Origin of the sequence: Nostoc foliaceum FACHB-393, assembly GCF_014698505.1 — a bacterium.
GTDB classification, from domain to species: Bacteria; Cyanobacteriota; Cyanobacteriia; order Cyanobacteriales; family Nostocaceae; genus Nostoc; species Nostoc foliaceum_A.
Map to the genome: position 1 here is coordinate 22,270 of NZ_JACJTD010000035.1, position 24,311 is coordinate 46,580.

Genomic DNA, 24,311 nt, shown 5'->3' on the forward strand with positions numbered 1-24,311 from the left:
CCGTCGCCACCTAAACTTAAACTTTGATGCCTTTTGTGATTTTTTAAGTTGGTATAAATCAGTTATCAGGTTTCATATTGGGATTAAATCTCCATGTGAAATCTTCCACCTTTAGAGGTAGGAACTCTTACTCATAAGGAAGCTAGAAAACTAATAACTGATAACCGTTCACTGATAACTGTTTTTTGTTTTTTGCCATCAATGCACTAAATAAATAATTCCCATTACTGTCAGATAATCTAGCAAGATTTATGGGTGTTACTCCCCAATTACCTAGAAAATATTCAGATAAAGGCTCACAAGCCAATGGAGACTGGAAATAAGTAGCATTCCGAATGCTGGTAGAAATTATAAACAAACGATTATTCTACAATCACACGGGACGGAAATTTGGGGAGAGAAGTTTCCACTGCACAATCGTCAAATCTTCAAAGCTTAGTGATAGTACTTAATTCAGAGTCCTGAGTTCTGAGCGAAAATTACTCAGAACTCAGTAATAGTTACCCAAGACTTTGATTAGCGATCGCTAGATTCTGGGGTTACTTCCAAATTGCCACTGTCATTTGATGCTGATACCCTCAACTGAGGTGGTTCAATTACCAACGAAGTTCCAGAGGAACCATCTAAAACCAGTTGCTCTGAGCCTGCATCCACAGTTTTTGGGTCTGGAAATACAAATCGTAACAAAGGAGGGGCTAAAAAGGTTGTCAAGATAACCATCATGATGATTGCTGCCCCTAGTGGTTTTGAGAGAGCGCCACTAGCAGCACCGACACCAGCAAATACTAATCCAACTTCCCCTCTGGGAATCATCCCCACACCAATCGCTAAACGATTGATTCCCGGTTGACCAAACACACTTAAACCTGTGATTACTTTACCGAGAATGGCTACTATGATCAGGAAAGTTGCCATAATTAGACCTTCTCGATTGTCGGGAATTGCTGGGTTTAAAACTCCCAAATCGGTTTTTGCCCCAACAGTGACAAAGAAAATTGGCACTAACATATCGGCAATGGGACAGACTTGCCTTTGCAGTTCTTTGCGTTTATCTGTCTCTTCCAAGACTAAACCCGCCGCAAAAGCTCCTAGAATTGCTTCTAAGTGGATGACGGCAGCAAGATATGCCATAGCAAAAGCGAAGATGAATGCTGGTATTACCAAGCCACCGCGTGTTTTGAGTCTATCAGCGATCGCTACAAAGGACTTATTGAAAACATTCCCTAGTAGGATTGCTCCCAAAATAAAACCAGTGGCGCTGATAATCAAATAAATGACTTTGCTGACATCCACCACGCCATCTTTAGCTAAACTAGCAACTACCGCTAAAACGATGATTCCCAAAACGTCATCAATTACGGCAGCACCCAAAATAATCTGCCCTTCTTTAGAATTGAGTCGCCCTAACTCTGACAGCACCTTGGAAGTAATCCCAATACTAGTGGCAGTCAAAGCCGCCCCTGCAAAAATTGCGGGTACAGCACCAATTCCAAATAAAGTCATTAGTCCCACAGTACCAGCTGCAAAGGGTACTACTACCCCCACTATTGCGACAACTGTCGCTTGGATACCAACTGCCATTAAATCTTTTAAGTTCGACTCCAAGCCGATTTCAAACAGTAGGATGATCACACCCAATTCTGCCAAAACGGAAACGACCTCAGACTGGGCTGCAAACACAGCTGGTGTAGCTTCAGGAGTTAAACCAGCAGTGATTTGAAGGAAGGACATGATCAAAGAGTTAGAACTGTCTGTGCTGCCTTCTGGAAACACTAAAAGGTGGAAAACAGAGATGCCTACTACTACACCACCGACTAGTTCGCCTAAGACAGGCGGCAAACCCACTTGGTTTGATAACTCTCCACCAACCTTGCTGGCGAGATAAACGACTACTAAGCTTAGTAGCACTGCTGCTACTACCATTGAACTGTCTACGGCTTCTGTTGCAGTAGCCAGCAGAGGAAAAGAGAAGTTGATTGGATTTAACAAATACATGGGTTCCGTGAAAATCCTTCTCTTTGATTTTGACGCGTTTCTGAAAAACGTCTATCTATGGAGACGCTATTGGCGGCTTAGTCAAAATAATTTGTACCATTTGTCAACTCAATCAAGCGCTGCCAGAAAACTTGCCAGAAAACTTCCCAAACCTTGACTACAGATAGTCTAGGAAGCATAGCAATTCAAAGTCTGTGAATTTATTGTCCTGTTTGATTTGAACTCGTGTGATGGGTTGGTGTATTCTTCGTAATCTCCAAAAAGGTTAGTGTAATTTTTTTAGTTTCAAAAAATGTAACCATTTCAGCTTTTGACTATGGCAGTGTCAAAGTAAGAACATACAAATCGTATCTAGCGATCGCACTTGAGTTGTGAAAAACTTGTGGTAGCTGTTGACTTTTAACAGCCACCAGAAAATTGCTACATACGTTTATTAAAAACATCTGTGGATACTTTGAGGAGTGCAAATCTTATGACTAGAGCCGCTTTACCCGGTTCTCAGTTTCCATCTGGAAACTTGTGGAAAATACTGCCTTTAGCTCTGCTGGTATGTGCAACTTTTGTACTACCTGCATTGGCGCAAGAGAAGGAGAAATTGTGGCGAACTCTCAGTGTCAGTGGTCGCGGAGTGGAAACAATTCCTACAACCCTGGCGCAAGTTAGTTTAGGAGTAGAGATTCAAGGGAAAACAGCACAGGAGGTGCAGGAAGAAGCTGCCCGGAAGTCATCTGCTGTAGTTGCGTTTCTCAAGAGCCAAAATGTCGAAAAATTACAAACTACTGGTATCCGGTTGAATCCAGTTTACAGCTACACCAATAATGTGCAGAGGATTACAGGCTATGCTGCCAGTAACACTGTGAGTTTTCGCATTCCTACCGAGAAAGCTGGTACGTTATTGGATGATGCAGTGAAAGCAGGTGCAACACAAATTAATGGTATTAGTTTTGTTGCGAATGATGAAGCGATCGCTGCTGCTCAAAAACAAGCATTAAAAGAAGCTACCCAAGATGCCCAGCAGCAAGCTGATGCTGTTTTTAGTGCCTTGGGTTTTAAAGCCAAAGAAGTGGTGAGCATTCAAGTTAATAATGCTACTCCGCCTCCACCACCACCCATGTTTTTACGGGCTGAGGCTGCAAAGGTAGCTGATGCTTCCACCCCTGTTGTTGGTGGTGAACAGGAAGTAGAAGCATCGGTGACGCTGCAAATTAGTTATTAGTCATTAGTCATTGGTCATTAGCATTATTAAGAACTAATGACCAATGACCAATTAAAAATGTTCTGAAGACATATCTCCAGTACCGCCTTCTCCATCGCGCTTAGAGCCTAATAAATCTAGTTGGTCTACTCTAATAATGGGTGTAGAACGGTTTGCTCCTGTTTGGCGATCGCTCCATGTGTCAAACTTCAAGGAACCTTTTATGCCAATTAGGCTTCCCTTACGCACATAATTACCTGCTACCTCAGCCGTCTTATCCCATAATTCCAGAGTGAACCAGTCAGGTTCATCGCTGTTGCGCGATCGTCTCTTCACTGCTAGTGTCAATCTACACTTAACGCTACCAGATTCAAAATATTTTATATCAGGGTCGCTGCCTACACGACCAACAAGGGTGACAATATTGATACTCATATGCGTTACCTCTTAGTACATGCGTACTTAGTAATTTAGACTTTCATCATAGCGAATTGTGAAACACTTGAAAATAATGTGTTAAACAGTTAACAATATAGTGGACTTGAAAATTTATACATACTACTTGGAGAAACACATAAAAGTATACGGATATACTAAGCTAACCAGAGAATATCAAAAAATAGAGGCCTGAGACATAGTAAATATTCCTGGGAATCATATAAAAATATAGTCTAGTTTACTCAACTCAGGATACAAACTTAATCGAATCAACTCTTACCGTTGTAGTCAAGAAGTATCGCACATAGGGGGCTTAGAGACGCGTGGGTATTTTTAGGAACTTTCGCACATCATGGGATATGGGTATCGACCTCGGTACTGCTAACACCCTGGTTTATGTATCTGGTAAAGGTATTGTACTGCAAGAGCCTTCTGTAGTTGCTATTGATGTCAACGAAAAGGTAGCACTAGCAGTAGGAGAAGAAGCCAAAAAAATGCTCGGTCGCACACCTGGAAACGTGATTGCCCTCCGCCCCTTGCGCGATGGTGTAATCGCTGATTTCGATATAGCCGAGCTGATGCTGAAAAGCTTTATTCAGCGTGTAAATGAAGGTAAATCCTTAATTTTGCCCCGGATTGTCATTGGTATTCCCAGTGGTGTCACAGGAGTAGAAAGGCGAGCTGTAATGGATGCAGCTCACCAAGCAGGAGCAAGAAAAGTTTATTTAATTGATGAACCTGTAGCTGCGGCCATTGGTGCAGGACTACCTGTTGCCGAAGCAACTGGCAACATGATCATCGATATTGGTGGTGGGACAACAGAAGTTGCAGTGCTGAGTCTTCAGGGTACGGTAATCAGCGAATCAGTACGCATTGCTGGAGATGAACTAACTGAATCGATCATTCAGTATATTAAAAAAGTTCATAACTTAGTTATTGGTGAACGAACTGCCGAGGATATCAAGATTCGGATGGGTTCTGCTTATCCTACCAATGATGATAATGATGCCATGATGGAAGTCCGAGGCTTACACCTGCTTTCTGGTCTACCGCGAACTGTAACGATCAAAGGGCCGGAAATCCGTGAAAGCATGTTGGAACCACTATCAGTAATTATAGAAGCTGTGAAGCGGACACTGGAACGTACACCTCCAGAATTGGCAGCAGACATCATTGACAGAGGTATTATGTTAGCTGGTGGTGGTGCTTTGCTCAAAGGCATAGATACCTTAATTAGCCATGAAACAGGGATTGTCACCCACATTGCCGCTGATCCTCTCTGCTGTGTTGTGCTGGGAACAGGTCGTGTGTTAGAAAACTTTAAACAGTTGGAACGAGTTGTCACGGAAAGCTCTCGTAATATGTAACAAAAAAAATATCAGACTTGAGTTCTATTTGAGTTCTATTTGGGTTTTATATAAATAGAATCCAAGTAGAACTTAATTTATATAAGTATGCAAAGGTATATATGGTAACAATACGGCGTTGGTGGGATCGTAAAGGGTTGCAAATCGGGTTGTTAGCTCTAGTAGTTGGTAGTGCTTGGATATTGCGACAGACTCAAGGTGAACTAGTGCTTGAGACATACCATGCAATTACCCGTCCTTTAGAGATGTTGCAGTCAGGGCCAACTCCAGAAGAACGTCTCAGAGATGCCCGGATATTGGAATTGCAAACCCGTATAGTAGATTTGGAAAGTCAAAAGACAAAGCTACAAGATTTATTAGGCTATGTGGAAAAAGAACCACTGGCATCACGGCCAATTCCAGCACGGGTGGTAGGACGTAGTGCTGACCAGTGGTGGCAACAAGTTACTCTGAATCGCGGTGCAAATGCAGGCATTCAAGAAGGCTTTATAGTCAAGGCAGATGGCGGATTGGTGGGTTTGGTGGAAAGTGTAACTCCCAATACTAGCCGCGTGTTGTTAATCAGTGACCTCAAGAGTCAAGTGGGTGTATCAGTTAGCCGCACAGCAGCTAAAGGTGTTTTGCGAGGAGATTCTTCTGCAGAAGCTGTGCTGGAGTTTTATGAAAAAGTCCCAAATGTCAAAGTAGGAGATTTAGTTTCCACATCTACCTATAGTCAGAAATTTCCATCTGGCTTGGCAGTAGGACGAATCAAGTCACTGGATTTAAAAAAACTTCCGGCATCAGTGGCAAAAATTGAGCTTTTTCCGCCAATCCGGTCTCTCGATTGGGTAGCTGTTTATCCAAAGCTAGAAAACCAAGAGTTGGAAACTCAAAAGTCGGCAAATCAAATGCCGCAAAAGTCTAAGTAAATTCTTTGAGAAAATCCATAGAAAAATGAAGATTCCTGCATTTGGTGGTAGCAGGCACAAAAAGCCAAAATCGTCAGATCGAAAATCGAAATTCCAAATCCAGCCGCTTTCTCGTTGGCATCCCGGTGTCCGTCAGTTGTTGGGTTGGATAGTGACGGCTAGTTCTGTACTGTTATGTTTACTATTATTGCCAACCCGATTGCCAGGTATGGAATTATTGGGAATTGGCCCTAACTGGCTGTTAATTTGGGTGGTAGCTTGGAGTGTGAAGCGCACGGTGTTTGCCGGAGCATTGGCAGGTATAGTTCTGGGACTACTTCAAGATTCAATGACATCACCTAATCCTACTCATGCTCTCAGTTTAGGTATAGTGGGAATTTTAACTGGTCTGCTCCAAAAGCAGCGTTTTATCGAAGAAGATTTTATTTCGATTGCTGTAATTGTCTTTGGTATGGCAGTTTTGGCAGAAACTATCTTTGGGTTGCAATTAACTTTGATAGGCGATCGCAAAGTCACAGATATTTGGACATATTACCAGCGTGTCGCCCTAGCTTCTGCCATTCTTAGTAGTTTGTGGGCACCTGTAGTGTATTATCCCCTAAATCGTTGGTGGCAGCGGATGAAATTGTTGGAGCAATAAAAAAAGGGAGTTAGGAGTTAAAAAGGGGATAAGTTACAGGTGACAGTAAAGAAAATTATCCTCTTTACCCTGTAATCTAAATTTTTATAGAATTTAGGTAGGCTCCAGCAATATAGATTCAAGCTACATTGAATCAAACAACACCGTATCATGGTAGTTGGTAGCATCTATGTTTGATGCTTTCTTTTTTTGCCTTAAAAAATATCAGGTAAGTCATCTTTTGATTTCCTGATGGCAGAATATAGAAGCTTTCACTGATTAACCTAGTTGGAGAACGCTGATGTCAAAGGAAAGAAAAAGTAATAAAGAAGTTAAAAAACCTAAAAAAGATCCCAAAGACAAAAAGGAGAAAAAAGACCCAAACAAATAGGACGATTTAGGTAAATACCTCTAGCGAAGACCAAGAGTTGCATTTCTTTAAATTGACAATACTTTGTCCAGTAGCCTTGAATAGGAGAAATTATTGTCAAAAATTTATTCACCCTTGGTCAAGCCTTAAAATTTGATAATTTAGGTTAGTACGTGCGATTGCAACTAAATTAGGCAGGAGTAAACTTTAACGAAACCCCATTCATGCAATAGCGCTTGCCAGTAGGTGCAGGGCCGTCATCAAAAACGTGACCCAGATGACCACCACAACGACTACAATGCACTTCAGTTCTGGTCATAAATAACGACCGATCGACAGTCATAGCGATCGCACCTTCAATCGGGTTAAAAAAGCTAGGCCAGCCAGTACCACTGTTAAATTTGGTATCAGATGTAAACAGTGGCTGTTCACACGCAGCGCAATAATAAGTACCATTGTTGTATTCCTTATCCAATGGGCTGGTGTGAGGGCGTTCAGTTCCGTGTTTACGCAATACACGAAACTGTTCTGGCGTTAAAATCGTGCGCCATTCTTCTTCAGGTTTAGTAATTTCAAATCCACTCTTAGAAGTTGTCATCGCTTCTGGCCCCCATTTGATATACCTTGATAACAATGCTGTGCCGACTATTACTGCACTAGCCTGTAAAAAATACCGTTTGTCCATATATCTATTATTTTCTATTTTCTGGTTTACTGGCCAATCAACTCCAGTACGGAATTCCCTACATCAATAGCTATAATCAGCGATGTCTGACGATAAGCCGCTTTGCGTCTACGCTCTGCATTAGCCCTGATAAACTCATTAAAATTAGCTAAGAAAAAACAAAATATTATCCAATGTTCAGATCAAATTGACCTAATGTTGGACGGTACATCTAGATATTCTGCATAAATTACAGAATGATCAGGTTCTGATCAGAAGTGTTGGCTAACTCATGGATCTAGTGTAGTGATGCTTAATCATCATCTTCATCAGTGGTTGTCAAATTCTGAGTAGTCCCCTGTTTACCCCGATTCGTCAAAAATACAAATGCGCGATTGAGACGCTTTACACCACTTAGGGTAATCAGGGTCAGTAGCCCTCCCAATAATCCCATTTGCCATAGACCACAACCGATCGCAGCCCCCAACCCGGCCGCTGTCCAAACACAGGCAGCAGTAGTTAAATTTTTTACTTTTGGCGCAGCAGATTTTCTAGGAGATTCTTGTAAAATCAATCCGGCTCCGAGAAATCCTATCCCGGTAGCTACACCTTGAATTGTACGACTCAGTGCATTGGTGGCATCATAAACACTCTCTCCCTCAGCCTGCAAAGGAATCATCACGAATAGTGCTGCTCCCATACTTACAAGCATGAATGTTCTCATCCCCGCTGGTCTACCCCCTTGCTGACGGTTAAATCCAATCAAGCAACCAACCAGGAGTGCCAAAGATAATCTCAATGCTATATGTGGCCAATCGTTGGCAGTAATAAACATCGGCCCCATTGCCTTATTTCTCCTAGAGACAGAACGGAATTTTGCACTTATTGCCAGTGGGCTGGATAGTTACCCACCTTCGTAGCCAAAAACCTAAATCTTAAGTACAGTAAATCAATAGGTTTGACGTATATTAAGGTTAATTTAACAAAAGATTATGGATAAGTAAATTAATATACACAAAGCTGCCATTGCTGTATTCCTCCTAGAGATAGAAGGAAGCAGCACTTCGGCTCCCTTCCCTACGGGACGCTACGCGTAGCGTCCCGTAGGGAAGATAATATTAACCCAAGTTGCGGGTTATCGAGTGATCTGTGCTTGTTACCACTCAATTGATGCGATGCCTGTGGCGGGCTACGCCTACGCGCCAACGTACTGATGCCGTTGTTGACAGCACTTAAATACTTCAATGATTTTGCTGTTATATAAATTACTTATTAAATAAAAGCTTGTTGAAGAGTAAAAGAAAAAATAAATGCTTGTAGCTTAAGTAAAAACCCTTCAGAAGTGACTGCATGTATTGATTTTGGGAAAACACAAGTGATACTAACCCAAGTTGCTAGTTAGTCTGATGGGCGATCGCTTTGGGACAATTAAGCAATAAAATGCTCCTCCAAGAAGAAAATTAGCTCGGCATTATATTGAAACCGTGTTTAGTAGTAGTGAGAGTTGTCACGTTGAAGCCAACGTGTATTAATCGCTTTTTTGGTCAGGTTAGCCAGTAAATTAGATGTAGGGCGTAAAAAAATAAACTTAATGAAAGCGATGTCTAACGACAGGCCGCAAGGCGTCTGCGCTTCTGAACTTGCATCTATCGTCGGTGAAGAAAATGCTATTTGCCTTTGGGAAAATATCGAACTTGGTCAGCAAAAACGTCTTCAAAGGGCTATAGCTTTTGGAAAGCTTCCCAGTTGTATCGTCTATCCTCGTACCCAAGAACAGCTAGCCGCAGTCATGGCCACAGCTCACACAAATAACTGGCGCGTCCTCCCCTGTGGTAGTGGCAGTAAAATCGGCTGGGGCGGTTTAGCTAAGAGCATTGATGTTGTAGTTAGTACAAAACGCATTAATCAACTGATTGAACACGCTGTTGGTGATTTGACTGTCACGGTAGAAGCTGGGATGAAATTCTCTGATCTGCAAGCACTTTTGGCAAAGTCGCGGCAATTTCTCGCCCTTGACCCCACAGCAACAGATTCGGCAACCATTGGCGGTATTGTTGCCACAGGTGATACAGGTTCTCTGCGACAACGTTATGGTAGCGTGCGCGACCAGTTACTAGGTATTACCTTTGTGCGTGCTGATGGACAAATCGCCAAAGCTGGCGGAAGAGTAGTCAAAAATGTAGCTGGATATGACTTGATGAAGTTGTTTACTGGGTCTTACGGCACATTAGGCTTTATTAGTCAACTAACTTTTAGGGTTTATCCGTTACCAGAGGCATCGGGGACGGTGGTACTAACTGGTAAAGCTGAGGCTGTATCTCAAGCGGCTGATATTCTTCGAGGTTCGGCGTTAACACCAGTCCAAGCTGATTTGCTATCAACTCAATTGGTGTCTAGTTTAGGTTTGGGTCAAGGATTTGGGTTAATTGCCCGTTTTCAAAGTATTGGTGAGAGTGTTAAGGAACAGTCAAACCGAGTTTTGGAAGTAGGGCAAAAGTTAGGTTTAAATGGGGCAATTTTTGCAGATGATGATGAAGCCAATCTATGGCAGAGATTGCAAGAACGAATACATACTACTGCTACAGAATCTGTAATTACCTGCAAAATAGGAGTGTTACCTACTGCTGCTATGGAGATTTTGACTCAGGTAGAGTTGGGTTTAATTCATATTGGTAGTGGTTTAGGTTTGTTACAATTAGAGGATAAAAATCAAGTATTGAAAGTACGAGATGAGTTATGCTCCGCTGGAGGCGATGCCTACGGCGGGCTTCGCCTACTCACTCAAACTAATAGAGGTTTTTTAACAATTCTGGAAGCACCAGTGGCGGTTAAAGAACAAATAGATGTTTGGGGCTACACGGGGAATGCTTTGCCGTTGATGCGCCGTATTAAGGAACAGTTTGATAGTAAGAAAATTTTAAGTCCTGGTAGGTTTTTGGGTGGGATTTAGTTTTAACGTAGCCTCGCAGAGGCTTGCCGCAGGCTACCGCAGAGACACTGAGGACGCTGATATAGAGAGGGGAAAAAATTATGCAAGTTTCAGAAAATTCTGTTAATAATACGGCTAGTTTAAAGAATTTGAAGGGTTTTGATGAGAATCATCCGCCTGACCCAAAGTTGATTGATAGTTGTGTACATTGTGGATTTTGTCTTTCGACTTGTCCCAGTTATCGGGTGCTAGGCAAAGAGATGGATTCACCTAGAGGACGCATCTATTTAATGGATGCAATTAATGAAGGTGAGATTGCTTTAAATACGGCAACTGTAGAACATTTTGATTCTTGTTTAGGCTGTCTGGCTTGTGTGAGTACTTGTCCTTCGGGTGTGCAGTATGACAAATTGATTTCTGCAACTCGTCATCAAGTTGAACGAAATTATCCCCGCAGTTTGCCAGATCAATTTTTTCGTCAACTGATATTTTCTTTGTTTCCCTATCCCAACCTTTTACGGGTTTTATTAGTTCCGTTGTTGGTTTATCAAAAGTTGGGATTTGCTAAATTCTTTCGGGCTACAGGTTTACTCAATAAAATATCCCCTCGTTTGGCAGCAATGGAATCAATTCTGCCAGAAATCACTCTCAAATCCTTTCAAGATAATTTGCCTACTGTGATTCGCGCCCAAGGTGAGAAGCGCTATCGAGTCGGAGTAATTTTGGGATGCGTGCAACGGCTATTTTTCTCCCCTGTGAATGAAGCAACAGTGCGGGTTTTAACAGCGAATGGTTGTGAAGTTGTAATTCCAAAATCTCAAGGTTGTTGTGCAGCGCTTCCCGAACACCAAGGACAAACAGAACAGGCGAAAGCTTTAGCAAGGCAGATGATTGATAGTTTTGCTAACACTAATGTAGATTTTGTGATTATCAATGCTGCTGGTTGTGGTCATACTTTGAAGGAATACGGTCATATTTTAGAAGATGACCCAGAGTATCGGGAAAAAGCGAATAATTTTGCGACTAAGGTTAAAGATGCTCAAGAGTTTTTGGCAACTGTTGGGATAACAGCAAAACTTTCGCCACTGACTGATAAACCCTTAAGTTTAGTTTATCAAGATGCTTGTCATTTATTGCATGGACAAAAGATTAGCGTGCAACCACGTCAGGTGTTGCGACAAATTCCAGGGGTGAAGTTGAGAGAACCAATAGACGCGGCTTTATGTTGTGGCAGCGCTGGGGTTTATAATATGCTGCAACCGGAAGTTTCTGAGGAATTGGGTCGGCAAAAAGTGCAGAATTTGTTGAATACTGGTGCTGAGTTAATTGCTTCTGCTAATCCGGGGTGTACTTTGCAAATTACGAAGCATTTGCAGTTGCAAGGTAAGAAGATTTCAGTTATTCACCCGATGGAGTTGTTGGATTATTCGATTCGCGGTGAAAAGTTGGAATTGTAGACATGATTCTAGACAATGAATCATGAATTTATTTTATAGCGATCTCATTTAAATGAGGTACACAGTTAGGGACACGGCATTGTCCATTGGTGTGAACTTAAGCTAAAACTCCTTTAAAACCTCGTTTCCAGCCTCAGGCTGGAAATGCACTTCATTGGGCTGCTACTTAATACCCCTTCCTTGATTCGTGTTTAGATATGAAATTTTAAGAACAACTAGTAAGGGCTGCACCACATTGATCTTCCCTTGCCAACCAACCCTTGACACCTTGATATTCCACCTGCGCCCAATCTCCCTGACAGCCTAACAATTTGACAGCCGTATTAGCAGGAATTCTTCCCACTTTTTGGCTTTGTTCACTGGTATTAGCATATAAATCCACGCCATTAGTACCGTAGCCTTGCGTTGTTAAGCCTATCTTTGGCACGAATACCCACCCAGTTCCTTCAAAACCATCACTAGCATTAGTAATCTGCACCCAATTTCTAGCAGCAGCAACAACCTGAACTGTTTCGTTGATGGGTATTTGCCCCAAAATTGTGCTTTTGGTACTTGCATTACTCCGCACATTTAAACCTTGCGGATCTGTATCAATGACGTAGGCAAGAATATCGCACTTTTCTGGATTAGTTGATTTGGCTAAAGCTATTTGATCAACTATACCAGTATTGAAAATCGCACTAATACAACTGAATGCCAATCCTATGACTAACTTTGATGCTGGAATTTTCACTTTTTTTGTTATGATTTCTTCAATTTTATGGCATCAGATGTAGGGGCGTACAGCTAGCTGTACGCCCCTACCTATGTATCTTTATCAAGTATTTCGTGAAATGGTATTACCTCATATCATAGCCAAACAAATTTGGGTCTACTTCTCCTAACTGCAACTCTGCTAAACCATACTCCGCCCATCGTCTTTCTACCATCGCCGCCACATCTGGGTCAGACTCCAAAGGCGAACCCCATTCATGGTCTGTTTCCGGCGGAATTTTAGTAGTCGCATCAATTCCCATGCGTCCACCTAAGCCAATTTTCTCACTGGCAAAATCCAACGTATCAAAAGGTGTATTCGGCAGAATAAAGACATCCCGCACTGGATCTACTTTGGAACTAATCGCCCAGACCACTTGACGCGGATCGCGAATATTTATGTCTTTATCCACAACAATTACAAATTTAGTGTACGTAAATTGTGGTAAAGCACTCCAAAACGCTAAAGCCGCCCGTCGCGCTTGTCCGGGATATGCTTTATCAATGGAAATAATCGCCGCTTTGTAACTCAAAGCTTCCATTGGTAAGAAGAAATCGACAATTTCTGATACTTGTTGCCGCAGAATAGGCGTATAAATGCGATTTAGTGCGATCGCCATCATCGCTTCTTCTTTAGGTGGACGACCGCTAAATGTTGTTAAGTAAATCGGATTTTTCCGGTGCGTCATACACTCGAAGCGTACCAACGGCGAATCTTCCACACCGCCGTAATAACCCATATGGTCGCCAAAAGGCCCATCTGGTAAAACTTCTCCTGGTGTAATCGTTCCTTCCAAGACAAATTCTGAATCTGCGGGAACTTCCAAATCTACAGTTTTACACTTTGCCAACTGCACACCAGAACCGCCGTACAGTCCAGCAAACAGCCATTCTGATAAATCTACAGGTATAGGTGTGGCAGCTGCCATGATAATTAGAGGATCTACACCAAGTGCGATCGCAACTTCTAATTTCTTCCCACGTTCGGCCGCTTTTCGCAAATGTCTCGCACCACCTCGTACCGATAACCAGTGAACCGTCATCGTATTCTTAGATTGCAGTTGCAAACGATACACACCTACATTTGGTGTACCCGTCTCACAATCTTTGGTAATTACCAGTCCCAGCGTGATAATCTTGCCAGCATCACCACTATAAGGACGTATCAAGGGCAACTTATTTAAATCTAAATCATTGCCTTGCAGCACAACTTGCTGACAAGCAGGGAAAAAATCCCGTCCTGGTTTCGCCTTCACCACATCAAACAGCACTTTCCCAAAATCTATCGCCTGGGAAATCTTCTTCGGCGGTTTTGGCTGTTGCAGCATACTCAATTTTTTCCCCAGAGTTTCCAACTCCTCTGGATGCTGCATATTCATCGCCCAGCAAATCCTTTCCACAGTGCCCATCAAATTCACCGCTACCGGGAAGGAAGCGCCTTTGACATTTTCAAACAACAACCCTGGGCCACCTTTTTGCAGCATCCGGTTGGAAATCTCAGCAATTTCTAATTCTGGGTCAACTAAAGCTGAAATCCGCTGTAATTGTCCCTTTTCTTCCAAAATTTTAATGAATCCCCGCAAGTCTCTCGCCATTGTTCTAATAAAGCTGATTATTTAAGAAGTGTGAAGCGCTTTCTTATATTATGGGGCATTGGGTATTGGCCAAACAGAGCACTGGGCATTGCAAAGAGACAAGGAAGACAAAGAAAAAACTTGTTCAATAATTCTCTATTGTCCCTGCTGCCCTACTTATTCCTTATCTCTCCATTCGGAAAATTGTTAGTTTTAATTGGAAATTAACCTGTTTAGTAACTTTTCTTAACTGTGTTTTCCAAAGCATTTAGTTATTGTATCTAGGGATACGCAATTATTTTTTATAAATAAGCGCTAACCTAATCAAACATGGCCAAAATATACTATACCTTCCTGGCAGGAGGCCTTGTTATATGGCCCCTGCTGGGTTTATTTTTTAGAAGCTTGGACTGTTCGTTGCTTTCAAGTTTTTCAAAATTTTTGTAAGTTTGCGTTAGCGTAGACCAAGCCAGACATCGCCACCCCTAACAATGTATATTTAACAGATATTTTGTTAAATAGTAGAAGGAAGATTTTTTGAATTTGAGAAATGAATTTGATTAATTTTCAAGATTATCAATAAAAAATATTTTATAACTAATATTTTTTGCAACATCATTAAAACAATAATCCTACGCCTAAATGGTGTGAGATTATTAAGTAATAATGTTGACTTTACCAGTATCAATATCGTAACAAGCACCAACAATTTTTAGTTTACCTTCACGGAGCAATTTAGCTAAAATTGTTGAGCTTTCCTGCAATTTTTCAGCTTGATATTGAATATTGGCAATAACTGCATTTTGCATATTATCACCCATTCTTAATTTTACCTTTTCTACAGATGGTTTGATGCCCTCAATAATCAAACCAATTCTGCCAGGAAGTGGTTCATTTTTGATTGCTTCTGAGACTGCACCGCATCTTCTATGACCCAAAACCATAATCAACTGCGAACCCAACACTGCTGTAGAATATTCGAGGCTACCTATAACCGTGTCACTGACGACATTACCAGCAACTCGCACGACAAATAAATCTCCAAGTCCTTGATCGAAGACGATTTCCGCAGGTACTCTAGAATCTGCACAGCCCAATATGGCGGCAAAAGGATACTGAGCTTTAGCAACTAATCGTAGACGTTCTAATGATTGATCGGGATATTTGCGTTTTTGATGAATAAATCTTTGATTACCATCCAGCAAGCGTCTGACGGCTTCATTTGGACTGATTGGATTAGGGTTAACTGGGTGAATATCAGCAACAGCAGTTTGCTCTGGATTCCAAAAGCTATCACCAAAAGCAGTAGCCGCAATACCTACCACACTGGCAAATTTTAAGAAATCACGTCGCCCTACAAATCCATTAATTCGACTCATCAATCTACCTAACAACAAAGCTGTTCTTAGGAAGATATCAGATTTAAGCAAGATACAAGAGTATTTTATTACACGGTTTAAGAGTCATTTAATCTTCACTTTTCATCGTAATTTATAACTTATATCTGTAAATTTCCTCTATTCTGTGTATCAAGTAAATTCGATATCATTTGTAAAATTTAAAGCCAGGGTTAGCCATAACCAGGACAGTTTTTTTAAGACATAATATTCTGGTTACGAAAGAGTATAATTCGTGTCAAAAGCTAAAAAAATCTATTGTTTGTATTTACTGTGTTTTTTGGGAATACTTAACTCAGTACTGGCTATAGATATGACTTTTTTAAAAAAAAATAAACTGGAATTTGTTACGTAAAAATACTCCAAATAGCTCTGGCATAGATCCGTCTGTTCCAAGCCTTCAACCTGTGGTGCAGAAGAAATATGCAACACCATCAACCCCCAAAAACCTGGCTGAATTAGAGCATGAAATCGAGTTACAAAGGCAAGTTCTCAAAACATCCCCTCAGCAACTGCATAGCAAAGCCAAGTGGGGTATAGGTAGTAGACTTATTTGGATAGTAATACTTATGGGCATTCCCGGTGGTGTAATTTGGGTTGCGAACCAGCCTTATCCGGTGATTCGCCGTCCGGTAATGCTCCATGCACCTTTTTTGTTGCTACCCAGCTACATCAGCATGGATAATCACTATCGGCAGGCGTTGGTATCAGTCGAGCAAGCTGAACAGTTGATTGAAAAAGCTACTAGTCCCGCTGATTTGGCTTTGGGAGAACAGAAGCTACAAGAAACACAACAACATCTAGATCAGTTACCAACTTCCTTTGTTAACGATTGGTCACAATACAGATATTGGTGGTATGACTCGCGCTTTAGCATCTACGGTTTTAATGCATTTCGGAGTAAAGTTGGGCAGTTAGAAGCTCAGGTTTTTCAGGAAAAGAATGCTCAGTCTTTGCTTACCGATAATATGCAGACCTTTTTAAATGCAAAACAGCAATATGAACGAGCTACAACAGTAACTGATAAACAGACTGCAACAGCAGCTTGGCAAACGGCGCTTAATCAATTCGAGCAGATTCCTGGTCAAACCCTGGCAGGAAAAACTGTACAAAATCAACTAGATAATTATAAACGTGAGTTTCAGGAAGTTGTTGGATTGGCTGCTGGGAACGATCGCATCAGTGCCTTAATCACCGCAGCGCGGCAATTTTCCTGGCAAGCTGCCAAAGCTGGTCAAAATCCGCCGCACACCGTAACTGAATGGCGACAGATAGAAAATTTGTGGATAGAGGCAATTGAGCGGCTTAAAGATATTCCTTCAAAAGACGTGGTTGGTTATACCGAAGCACAAAAGTTATTAGCAATTTATGAGGCTAATTTAGGTCAAATTAAGGTAAGACGGCAAGCTGAGGCAGATGCTGTGGAGGCTTTGCAGACGGCGCAACGAAAAATCGAAAGTTTGTTGGCTTCAATTCCTGCTGATCCTCATGATATGAAAAGCAATCGGGTGTTGAGCCAATTGCAAAGTATTATTAATCAATTAGAAAAAGTGCAAAATGGCACAACAGCCTATCTGAAAGCTCAAGAGTTACTACTTTTGGCAAATAATAAACTAAGCCAGCTACAGACTAAGTAAATGGTGGCGATCGCTTTGGCTAACTATGTGTTTTCTGTTTGATTTCTAGCCAGTTGTGGTGAAGCGGTGACGCTCGCTCTGCTTGTTGACTGCATCTACCCTTTTAGGGTAGTCCACAGAGCGGGCATCAACAACTGGCCATTGGGTGGGATTTTTGAGACGGGAGTCGATCCCTTGTAGAATTTTCTCAATGTCCCAGTAACCCTGCTGATATCTCAATTAAAACTGGAACAGAAAAATTTTGGATGCCAAATTGCCAAAAGCACTCAATCAATTTTGATTAGGACAAACATAGGCGTTTTTATACCATGCAAAGTCGCTCCAGGTTTCCTCTGGAGCGACTTTGCAGGAGTTGTTGTTACTTAGCAGTGCATAAAAAAGTGATGCAGAGCTTTATATATAGGAAGTTTAGTATGCATTCCTATTCATTCAGGGTTCTGGCAAATCCGGTTAATTTGCGTTTTAGTTACTTTTTCCTGAATGAATGTCCTGTTTTACCTTTCTACTCACTGTAGATGTGATTAGAAACGCAAGGATTATTGGGGAGAATTCTTTGAGCATCGAAAACGACGGTCGCGGCAGTGGCAGGTAGTATTATGGCTTTTGTATTAGTTATAGATAGCGTAGGCGCAGCCCACCGTAGGCATCGCTATCGCCTGGTGAAGCCCCTATATTAAGCTGGTGTTATGTTGAATGGGGCAAGAGTGATTAAAAAGGGTTAATGTCTTTTACCTGCTCCAAGATATAGCTCACCCACTTTCGGGTCATTCAACAATTCTTCACCAGGGCCAGAGATCGCATCGCGTCCCGACTCCAGAACATAGCCGCGATTAGCCATTTCTAAAGCCTTACGGGCATTTTGTTCCACTAATACGATCGCAGTACCCGCCTGATTAATTTGTTTAATCTGCTCAAACACTTGTGTCACTAAGATCGGGGATAAAGCAGCAGATGGTTCATCCAAAATCAGCAAACTAGGTTCCAACATCAAAGCTTTACCCATCGCTAACATCTGGCGTTCTCCTCCAGAGAGAGTACCAGCGCGTTGACGACGGCGATCGCTAAGTCTTGGGAACATGGTAAATATTTTATCTTTAATTGGTTTCAACGGAACGTTAAGCACAAAAGCACCCATCTCCAAGTTCTCTTCAACACTGAGAGAGGGGAAAACATTGGCGATTTGCGGTACGTAGCACATTCCTCGTTGGACAATTTCATTGGACTTTAGCCCCACAATATTTTCACCATTGAAGGTAATTGTGCCTGTGTGGGGGATCAAAAGCCCAAAAATTGCTTTTGCTAAAGTAGATTTACCAGCACCGTTGGGGCCAATCACAGTTACCAATTCCCCTGGTGCAACCCTGAAATTCACACCTTGCAGGATATCTACATCTTTGATATATCCAGCGTGGACATTTTGGACATCTAGTAAATAGTCATTTGTCATGTGTCATTTGTCATTTGTCATTGGTCAACAGTCAAGTCAAAAATAACTATTGACTGTTGACTATGGACTATTACGGAGTTTTTTGCAACTCCGGTCGTTCTTCTGCAAGAATTGCCCCTTCTACTGGGCAAACTTGGAGACATATACCACAGTCGATGCAAGTGGCAAAGTCAATCCAGTACCAATCGGTTCCCTTGGCATTTTTGCCTGGGCCATCATGAATACAAGCTACGGGACAGGCATCTACGCAGTCAGCGACGCCTTCACAGACTTCTGTAACAATTGTGTGCGGCATGTTCTCGATTCCCTTTGTTCTGTATCGGCTATTTCTAGCCTAGCAGGGGGAGTGGGGAGTGGGGAATGTGGGACAAGGGGGGCAAGGGGATAAGAGGGACAAGGGGGAATTATTGAACAAGTTTATTCCTTGTCTCCCCCCTCTCCCTTGCCTTCCTTGCCTCTTTCCAATGCCCCATGCCCAATACCCATTAACGCAATGGTTCAATTTTTGGGGAGCCATCAGCTTTGATCCAAGCAATTTGGGCAATGCCGCGATCGCGTGCATATTGGCGAATAGCGTCTGCATCCCTTCCCCCCAAATCAATTTCTACCCTTACCAAATGAGTGGAATCTCTGAGTTTTTGCGCGTAGGCAAAGGCGGCGGCGTTAGCATTAGCTATCTCTGGTACTACCAACCAATTACTAGCTGGGGTTACCTGCGGTAATTGCTGGGTACACAGCAAAACTTGGTATAAATCTTCGATATTGAGTCCAAAACCAATTCCGGGGATGTTTTCTCCTTGGGGATGATATAGCCCCAAAAGCTGGTCGTAGCGACCACCACGCCCTAAAACTCTGGCTTGGGATTCGGTATCGTTTACAACTTCAAAGACGATACCCGTGTAATAGTCTATGGTCTGGATGAGGCTGAGGTCGAGGATTAACGGAAATTTTTTCTCTGATTCCAGTAATTCTACTAGGGATTTGAGGTTATTTACTGCCTCTCGCTGTTCTTCATCTAAATCCAAACTACTGACTTTTTGTAACACGTCTGCACCAGGGCCGCGCAAATCCATAATGATTCGGGCGCGATCGCGTAGTTTGTCACTCAGGGGTAAACTATCTATAGTAATGCGGTCAAGATGAGCGATCGCACTACGAACTTGATCCTGTAAATTAGCAGGAAAGGCGCTCAAGAGCGATCGGGTAATTCCCGCTTCACCTAAAATTAAATGCCATCCCCGCAACCCCAGTGCTGCCAAACAATCAGCTACTAACAGCAATACTTCCGCATTCGCCAGCAATCCGCCAGCACCTAACAACTCCACCCCAGCTTGATAAAACTCTTGCTGGCGATTGTGTCTACTTTCCCAAGTGCGGCGAAACACATTAGCGTTGTAGTACAACCGTTGCGGATAAGTTGCATTTGCCATTCGCGTGACAACAGTACGAGCAATAGATGCTGTTAATTCTGGACGTAGCCCTAATTCATCATCTTCGCCATTTTGTAGTTGAATCACCATCTGGCGCTGGATTGCTTCCCCCGCCATCAGAGTATCCATGCGTTCTAAAGTCGAGGTGATAATCCTGTGATATCCCCAACGATCAAACACCTGCTGTAACCGATCTTCAATCCAGCGTTTTTTCTCCACATCCAAGGGCAATAAATCCCTGGCTCCTGCTGCTGGTTGATACACCATTATTTTTTCTTCCCACCAAACAAACCACCGAACAAACCACCACTACCAGATTTATCTGGTTGCTTATCTCCATTATTGGCGGATGAAGTCACCTTATGATCACTAGGTTGTTGTCCTAGAGCTTTATCTATTTTTGGTTTCCATTGCAGAGCCGTTTCGTCATTGGGGTCTAATTTGAGAGCATTATCGAAGTGGATTTTTGCCATTTTTAGCTGATTTTGCTTCAAATACACCATTGCAATTAAGCTATGGCAGTGACTATTTTTAGGTTCTAGCTTCAGGGCATCCTGCAACTCTACTTTGGCTTGGGCAAATTGGTTTTTGTCAATCAAAGATTGAGCACGACGAACATACTGTTCTACAACCGAGTCTTCTTTTGGTGGCGCTGGTGGTGGTGGTGTACTTTTTGGTATATTTTGCTGAGGTGTGCTTGAGTTAACTTTGGGTTGAGCAGATGGCAGCGGTGCGGATGATTTGCCCGCACTCCGCATTAAATATACTAAATTCAATTCACTAACTTGGGCAATGACTTGCAGCGCTTGCTCTAAAGGATCATATTGAGTTTCGCCGATTTTAGCGATCGCACTTTTATAGAAATGATCAAGATTAGGTGCCTCAACTAACTGTCTAGCCAAGTCGGTGCTGAGAGTCACCGAAGTAGATTCTTGTACCAAGCGCTTGCCAATTTGCGACAAAATTAAAATATATTCCGTGCGAGTGCGATCGCCACATAGTTTTTCGTAAGCTGGGTTAACCAGCTTTGATAACAATTCGTTCCCTAGCTGTTTTTGTTCAGCACTTTCAGTAAAACTACTATCCGGGTGTAGACGGCGGGCGATTTTGAGATAACGTTTGCGAATTTCTTTGACATCGGCATCCACTGGAACGCACAAAATTGCGTGATGATCTATGAAATCATATTTAAATAGTCCACGATCTATTTTGAAAGACATATAGAGGATTTGCACCAAAGGAGCAGTTAGATTTTTTTTAGTTTACCCAAAGTCGAGGGTAAAGCCCCCATCTGCTACACCCATGCTGATAACGGTGGAACTTGTAACAATTCGCTACTGAGAGAGTCGTGAATATAACCATTTGTTGCGAGAATTCTACCTGACTCAATTTTGACGGGAGTGCCATCGTAGGCGGTGACTTTGCCCCCAGCTTCTTGTAACAGAATTATCCCGGCAGCAATATCCCAAGGAGAAAGCCCTCGTTCCCAATAACCATCGACACGTCCACAGGCAACATATGCTAAATCTAGCGATGCAGAACCGCTACGTCTAACTCCTTGGGTAAGATGGGTGAGGTGACTAAATTCAGCGTAGTTGTTATCAGAGGTTTCGCGGCGATCATAGGCGAATCCTGTCACTAATAGACTTTTACTTAGTTCAGATGTTACCGAAACCTTGATAGGGTGGCGGTTACGCGTTGCTCCCAAGCCAGCAGCAGCACAGAATAGCTCATTGTGAAATGGATCATAAATTACACCAAGTTGCGGAACACCATTCATTAACAGCCCGATAGAAACGGCAAAAAATGGGTATTGATGAGCGTAGTTGGTTGTACCATCTAGAGGATCTATTGCCCATAGGTATTCATTCTCTTGATTACCTAATTTTCCTGATTCTTCAGCGAGGATAGAATGCTGGGGAAAGTGGCGGCGCAAAATTTCTAAAATCAACTCTTCTGAGGCTTTATCAGCAGCGGTGACTAAATCACCAGGGCGACCTTTTTCAATAATTGCGTCTTCTAATTTACCTAAGTAACCTTGCAAAATGGCACCAGCAGCTAAGGCTGCTTCTGTAGCAATATCTAGAAAAATTTGTAGATTAGTCATTAGTCATTAGTCATTAATCATTAGTCATTAGTCATTGGAAAGAGACAAGGAAGAAACTTGTTCAATAATTCTCCCTTGTCCCCTTTGTCTCCCGACTCCTCAAAGATTTTGGCGGCGAAACTCGGCGGGAGTCAGGCGCATGGATTTTTCTGGGTTCCAGATTCCTTGGCCCATGAGTCTAGCCCATTGTTGGGCACGTTCTAAACGCTGGTCATACTTATGGTTAGGCGATCGCCCAACAAACATTGCATTCCCTTGTTTTACTAATTCTTCATTCAACAACACCTTATTTTTCCACACATAAGCTAGAGTTCGGCCAATTTTGTCTTTTGCTTCTAAATCAAACTCCAGCGTTACCGATTGTTCTGCACCACCAATTAGATTCTCTAACTGTTCTTTTGCTGCTTCCCCCCAAGGCCGCTGTCGCAAATCTGGTGCATCAATCCCAACTAACCGCACTTGAGAAATCAAATTTGGTTGTTCAGCCATGCCTAACACTTCCAAACTTTGCCCACTAACTACCCGCGCTACTTTCACTTGAGCCTCATTGTTTGGCAGCTGGTTTTTACCTTGGCAACTCACCAAGAGCAATAAGCAAGCTAAAATGGCTATTTTTCGTACCCAGTCACCAAGACGCACAAGCATCAGAACTTCTCCTATGGTCGCCGCTGCGCCATCGGTGATTTTGAATTGTTTATTCCTCATCTAACGGTAAACCAGCTTTGACTCTTCCCCTAGCAAAATAGCGGCCAAACTGGAGTTCGTAGACTTCATCTTCGTCTTGCGTCTCCACCTCCAAATCAGAACGGGGGTAACTCACACACAACAAGGCATAACCTTGCCGACGTAAATCTGGCGACAATCCGATCGCCTCCGGTTGGTAAATTTCTCCCGATAAAACTCTCACTGCACAAGTGGTGCAAGCCCCGTTGCGGCAGGAAAACGGTAGGTCTACCCCTTGTTTTTCGCCAGCGTGAAGGATGTAGCGGTCTTCTGGGACTTGGAGGGTGTGTGTTTTGCCAGTGGCGCGATCGCGAACTCTAATTGTGTATGTACGGGACATCTGGATTTGCGTTTTGGGTTTGGGACTTTCAGATTCAATCTAAATATCTTTCTTTATCTTTGCATTTTCTGGGATTCTATAGTATGATCGTAACTTGTGGCGCCTGGAGAGGTGGCCGAGTGGTTTAAGGCGCAGACCTGGAAAGTCTGTTTAGGGAAACTTAACGGGGGTTCGAATCCCCCCCTCTCCGTTTTAAAACCTAGTCTAAATATATAGTTTGAACCATACTTCTACAAATAGTCGGGTTCAGTAAAAAGCAGGATATTGCCAAATAAATTCTTAAAATTTCTTTGAAAGTACGTTAGCGTTCCGCAGGAAAGGGATCGTACAAACCAAAAAACAAGCGAGGCACTTGTGACCTCGCTTCTGTTTTAGTACAACAGTGGTTTATACAGGATTAACGAGACCTATTACCGCTTGCACCTTTAGCTGACTTTGCCTCTTGAAGTAACTGTGGCAGATGCTGCTCAATTTTTTGAGCTGTCTGTTCTTCCTGCTGCAAGTTTTGCTGTAGCAATTGCACTACTTCGTTTTGCCCCATCTGCTCGGCACCTTTAATCAAACCACGATAGGCGGCAATTTCCAGTTGTTCGACCTTGGCCTGTCCTCCTGCTAGCCCTAAATCCACAATTTGAGGATTATCAGCAGACAGTAGTGTTAATTTTTGAGTATCACTAATCAAACCAGCCGCCGCATCACAAGTGACGCGCTGTGGTTGTTGTCCCAAGGCGCTGAATACTTGCTCTAGATTCCTAATTTGCTGCTCGGTTTCCCGAATATGGGTTTCGAGCAAGGACTTCAATTGGCTATGTTGGCTACACTGCCACATTAATTGCTGTGCTTCCAAGAAGCGATGTTCAGCATCGTACATACCACCAAGTTCATAGATGAACTTATCCTGCAAGTTTGTGATTTTTTTGGTACCGGGACGTTCGCTAAGTTGAACCATTGTGATTCT

The 24,311-nt window shown here is 42.5% G+C and carries 22 protein-coding genes, 1 tRNA gene and 1 pseudogene; 8 read left to right on the plus strand and 16 right to left on the minus strand.

Features of this window, described 5'->3' with window-relative positions:
- Positions 1-516 precede the first annotated feature (516 nt).
- Positions 517-1,995 (minus strand): cation:proton antiporter, encoded by a 1,479-nt coding sequence (locus H6G92_RS24480; RefSeq protein ID WP_190896658.1) that lies wholly within the window; start codon positions 1,993-1,995, stop codon positions 517-519.
- A 472-nt stretch (positions 1,996-2,467) separates the two neighbouring features.
- On the opposite strand from H6G92_RS24480, the gene H6G92_RS24485 reads away from it, so the two are divergent.
- Positions 2,468-3,211, plus strand: a complete 744-nt coding sequence (locus tag H6G92_RS24485) for an SIMPL domain-containing protein (protein ID WP_190896660.1) — start codon at positions 2,468-2,470, stop codon at positions 3,209-3,211.
- A gap of 51 nt (positions 3,212-3,262) precedes the next feature.
- Here H6G92_RS24485 and H6G92_RS24490 read toward each other — a convergent pair whose 3' ends face one another.
- Positions 3,263-3,625, minus strand: a complete 363-nt coding sequence (locus H6G92_RS24490; protein WP_100900435.1) for a single-stranded DNA-binding protein — start codon at positions 3,623-3,625, stop codon at positions 3,263-3,265.
- 362 nt (positions 3,626-3,987) lie between these two features.
- Between H6G92_RS24490 and H6G92_RS24495 the strand changes: the two genes are divergently transcribed.
- From H6G92_RS24495 to mreD, 3 genes are all read left to right on the plus strand, one after another.
- A complete protein-coding gene (locus tag H6G92_RS24495) occupies positions 3,988-4,995 on the plus strand; it encodes a rod shape-determining protein (RefSeq protein ID WP_190896662.1) in 1,008 nt (335 codons plus the stop codon).
- A gap of 101 nt (positions 4,996-5,096) precedes the next feature.
- Positions 5,097-5,906, plus strand: coding sequence for a rod shape-determining protein MreC (gene mreC, locus H6G92_RS24500; RefSeq protein WP_190896664.1), 810 nt, complete (start codon positions 5,097-5,099; stop codon positions 5,904-5,906).
- 25 nt (positions 5,907-5,931) lie between these two features.
- Positions 5,932-6,546, plus strand: coding sequence for a rod shape-determining protein MreD (mreD, locus tag H6G92_RS24505; RefSeq protein ID WP_190896666.1), 615 nt, complete (start codon positions 5,932-5,934; stop codon positions 6,544-6,546).
- Positions 6,547-7,085: 539 nt separating this feature from the next.
- Here the strand turns inward: mreD and msrB are convergent.
- From msrB to H6G92_RS41365, 3 genes and pseudogenes are all read right to left on the minus strand, one after another.
- Positions 7,086-7,580, minus strand: coding sequence for a peptide-methionine (R)-S-oxide reductase MsrB (gene msrB / locus H6G92_RS24510; RefSeq protein ID WP_190896668.1), 495 nt, complete (start codon positions 7,578-7,580; stop codon positions 7,086-7,088).
- Between the two features lie 292 nt (positions 7,581-7,872).
- The gene (locus H6G92_RS24515) at positions 7,873-8,403 is read right to left on the minus strand and encodes an MgtC/SapB family protein (protein WP_190896671.1); all 531 of its coding nucleotides are present in this window, start codon (positions 8,401-8,403) and stop codon (positions 7,873-7,875) included.
- Between the two features lie 428 nt (positions 8,404-8,831).
- A pseudogene (locus tag H6G92_RS41365) lies at positions 8,832-8,942 on the minus strand (IS982 family transposase); the annotation flags it as partial.
- A 208-nt stretch (positions 8,943-9,150) separates the two neighbouring features.
- On the opposite strand from H6G92_RS41365, the gene H6G92_RS24520 reads away from it, so the two are divergent.
- Both H6G92_RS24520 and H6G92_RS24525 read left to right on the plus strand, forming a co-directional pair.
- On the plus strand, positions 9,151-10,509 hold the full coding sequence (locus H6G92_RS24520) for an FAD-binding oxidoreductase (protein WP_190896673.1): 1,359 nt from the start codon (positions 9,151-9,153) through the stop codon (positions 10,507-10,509).
- An 80-nt stretch (positions 10,510-10,589) separates the two neighbouring features.
- Complete coding sequence (locus H6G92_RS24525) at positions 10,590-11,945, plus strand: (Fe-S)-binding protein (RefSeq protein ID WP_190896675.1); 1,356 nt, start codon at positions 10,590-10,592, stop codon at positions 11,943-11,945.
- Between the two features lie 205 nt (positions 11,946-12,150).
- On the opposite strand, the gene H6G92_RS24530 is transcribed toward H6G92_RS24525, so the two are convergent.
- The 3 genes from H6G92_RS24530 to H6G92_RS24540 form a co-directional block, all read right to left on the minus strand.
- Positions 12,151-12,678, minus strand: a complete 528-nt coding sequence (locus tag H6G92_RS24530) for an SH3 domain-containing protein (protein WP_190896677.1) — start codon at positions 12,676-12,678, stop codon at positions 12,151-12,153.
- Positions 12,679-12,784: 106 nt separating this feature from the next.
- Positions 12,785-14,293, minus strand: a complete 1,509-nt coding sequence (locus H6G92_RS24535; RefSeq protein WP_190896680.1) for a UbiD family decarboxylase — start codon at positions 14,291-14,293, stop codon at positions 12,785-12,787.
- Between the two features lie 635 nt (positions 14,294-14,928).
- Positions 14,929-15,651, minus strand: coding sequence for a carbonic anhydrase (locus H6G92_RS24540; protein WP_190896682.1), 723 nt, complete (start codon positions 15,649-15,651; stop codon positions 14,929-14,931).
- A gap of 362 nt (positions 15,652-16,013) precedes the next feature.
- Between H6G92_RS24540 and H6G92_RS24545 the strand changes: the two genes are divergently transcribed.
- On the plus strand, positions 16,014-17,306 hold the full coding sequence (locus H6G92_RS24545) for a hypothetical protein (RefSeq protein WP_199344956.1): 1,293 nt from the start codon (positions 16,014-16,016) through the stop codon (positions 17,304-17,306).
- Positions 17,307-18,024: 718 nt separating this feature from the next.
- On the opposite strand, the gene H6G92_RS24555 is transcribed toward H6G92_RS24545, so the two are convergent.
- From H6G92_RS24555 to H6G92_RS24585, 7 genes are all read right to left on the minus strand, one after another.
- Complete coding sequence (locus H6G92_RS24555) at positions 18,025-18,753, minus strand: ABC transporter ATP-binding protein (protein ID WP_190896686.1); 729 nt, start codon at positions 18,751-18,753, stop codon at positions 18,025-18,027.
- 70 nt (positions 18,754-18,823) lie between these two features.
- Complete coding sequence (locus H6G92_RS24560) at positions 18,824-19,048, minus strand: indolepyruvate ferredoxin oxidoreductase subunit alpha (protein WP_012407913.1); 225 nt, start codon at positions 19,046-19,048, stop codon at positions 18,824-18,826.
- A gap of 190 nt (positions 19,049-19,238) precedes the next feature.
- Entirely contained in the window at positions 19,239-20,450 is a 1,212-nt protein-coding gene (locus H6G92_RS24565; RefSeq protein ID WP_190896688.1) for an ATP phosphoribosyltransferase regulatory subunit, read from the minus strand.
- Positions 20,450-21,403 carry a J domain-containing protein gene (locus H6G92_RS24570; protein WP_190896691.1) on the minus strand — a complete coding sequence of 318 codons (954 nt, stop codon included), beginning with the start codon at positions 21,401-21,403 and terminating at the stop codon, positions 20,450-20,452. Before H6G92_RS24570 ends, H6G92_RS24565 begins: the two co-directional genes overlap by 1 nt.
- A gap of 74 nt (positions 21,404-21,477) precedes the next feature.
- Complete coding sequence (locus H6G92_RS24575; RefSeq protein ID WP_190896693.1) at positions 21,478-22,290, minus strand: inositol monophosphatase family protein; 813 nt, start codon at positions 22,288-22,290, stop codon at positions 21,478-21,480.
- Positions 22,291-22,389: 99 nt separating this feature from the next.
- The gene (locus tag H6G92_RS24580; RefSeq protein ID WP_190896748.1) at positions 22,390-22,935 is read right to left on the minus strand and encodes a thermonuclease family protein; all 546 of its coding nucleotides are present in this window, start codon (positions 22,933-22,935) and stop codon (positions 22,390-22,392) included.
- A gap of 49 nt (positions 22,936-22,984) precedes the next feature.
- Complete coding sequence (locus H6G92_RS24585; protein WP_190896695.1) at positions 22,985-23,353, minus strand: 2Fe-2S iron-sulfur cluster-binding protein; 369 nt, start codon at positions 23,351-23,353, stop codon at positions 22,985-22,987.
- Between the two features lie 105 nt (positions 23,354-23,458).
- Here H6G92_RS24585 and H6G92_RS24590 point away from each other — a divergent pair.
- Positions 23,459-23,543, plus strand: a tRNA-Ser gene (locus H6G92_RS24590).
- 207 nt (positions 23,544-23,750) lie between these two features.
- Here the strand turns inward: H6G92_RS24590 and H6G92_RS24595 are convergent.
- Positions 23,751-24,302, minus strand: a complete 552-nt coding sequence (locus tag H6G92_RS24595) for a YciE/YciF ferroxidase family protein (RefSeq protein ID WP_190896696.1) — start codon at positions 24,300-24,302, stop codon at positions 23,751-23,753.
- Positions 24,303-24,311 lie beyond the last annotated feature (9 nt).

Coding starts and splice junctions, on each gene's coding strand:
- H6G92_RS24525 (WP_190896675.1), top strand. CDS start 10,590: ATGCAAGTTTCAGAAAATTCTGTTAATAATACGGCTAGTTTAAAGAAT.
- msrB (WP_190896668.1), bottom strand. CDS start 7,580: ATGGACAAACGGTATTTTTTACAGGCTAGTGCAGTAATAGTCGGCACA.
- H6G92_RS24520 (WP_190896673.1), top strand. CDS start 9,151: ATGAAAGCGATGTCTAACGACAGGCCGCAAGGCGTCTGCGCTTCTGAA.
- H6G92_RS24575 (WP_190896693.1), bottom strand. CDS start 22,290: ATGACTAATCTACAAATTTTTCTAGATATTGCTACAGAAGCAGCCTTA.
- H6G92_RS24480 (WP_190896658.1), bottom strand. CDS start 1,995: ATGTATTTGTTAAATCCAATCAACTTCTCTTTTCCTCTGCTGGCTACT.
- H6G92_RS24570 (WP_190896691.1), bottom strand. CDS start 21,403: ATGTCTTTCAAAATAGATCGTGGACTATTTAAATATGATTTCATAGAT.
- H6G92_RS24540 (WP_190896682.1), bottom strand. CDS start 15,651: ATGAGTCGAATTAATGGATTTGTAGGGCGACGTGATTTCTTAAAATTT.
- mreD (WP_190896666.1), top strand. CDS start 5,932: ATGAAGATTCCTGCATTTGGTGGTAGCAGGCACAAAAAGCCAAAATCG.
- H6G92_RS24560 (WP_012407913.1), bottom strand. CDS start 19,048: ATGCCGCACACAATTGTTACAGAAGTCTGTGAAGGCGTCGCTGACTGC.
- H6G92_RS24580 (WP_190896748.1), bottom strand. CDS start 22,935: ATGCTTGTGCGTCTTGGTGACTGGGTACGAAAAATAGCCATTTTAGCT.
- H6G92_RS24565 (WP_190896688.1), bottom strand. CDS start 20,450: ATGGTGTATCAACCAGCAGCAGGAGCCAGGGATTTATTGCCCTTGGAT.
- H6G92_RS24555 (WP_190896686.1), bottom strand. CDS start 18,753: ATGACAAATGACTATTTACTAGATGTCCAAAATGTCCACGCTGGATAT.
- mreC (WP_190896664.1), top strand. CDS start 5,097: ATGGTAACAATACGGCGTTGGTGGGATCGTAAAGGGTTGCAAATCGGG.
- H6G92_RS24585 (WP_190896695.1), bottom strand. CDS start 23,353: ATGTCCCGTACATACACAATTAGAGTTCGCGATCGCGCCACTGGCAAA.
- H6G92_RS24515 (WP_190896671.1), bottom strand. CDS start 8,403: ATGGGGCCGATGTTTATTACTGCCAACGATTGGCCACATATAGCATTG.
- H6G92_RS24595 (WP_190896696.1), bottom strand. CDS start 24,302: ATGGTTCAACTTAGCGAACGTCCCGGTACCAAAAAAATCACAAACTTG.
- H6G92_RS24535 (WP_190896680.1), bottom strand. CDS start 14,293: ATGGCGAGAGACTTGCGGGGATTCATTAAAATTTTGGAAGAAAAGGGA.
- H6G92_RS24495 (WP_190896662.1), top strand. CDS start 3,988: ATGGGTATCGACCTCGGTACTGCTAACACCCTGGTTTATGTATCTGGT.
- H6G92_RS24490 (WP_100900435.1), bottom strand. CDS start 3,625: ATGAGTATCAATATTGTCACCCTTGTTGGTCGTGTAGGCAGCGACCCT.
- H6G92_RS24485 (WP_190896660.1), top strand. CDS start 2,468: ATGACTAGAGCCGCTTTACCCGGTTCTCAGTTTCCATCTGGAAACTTG.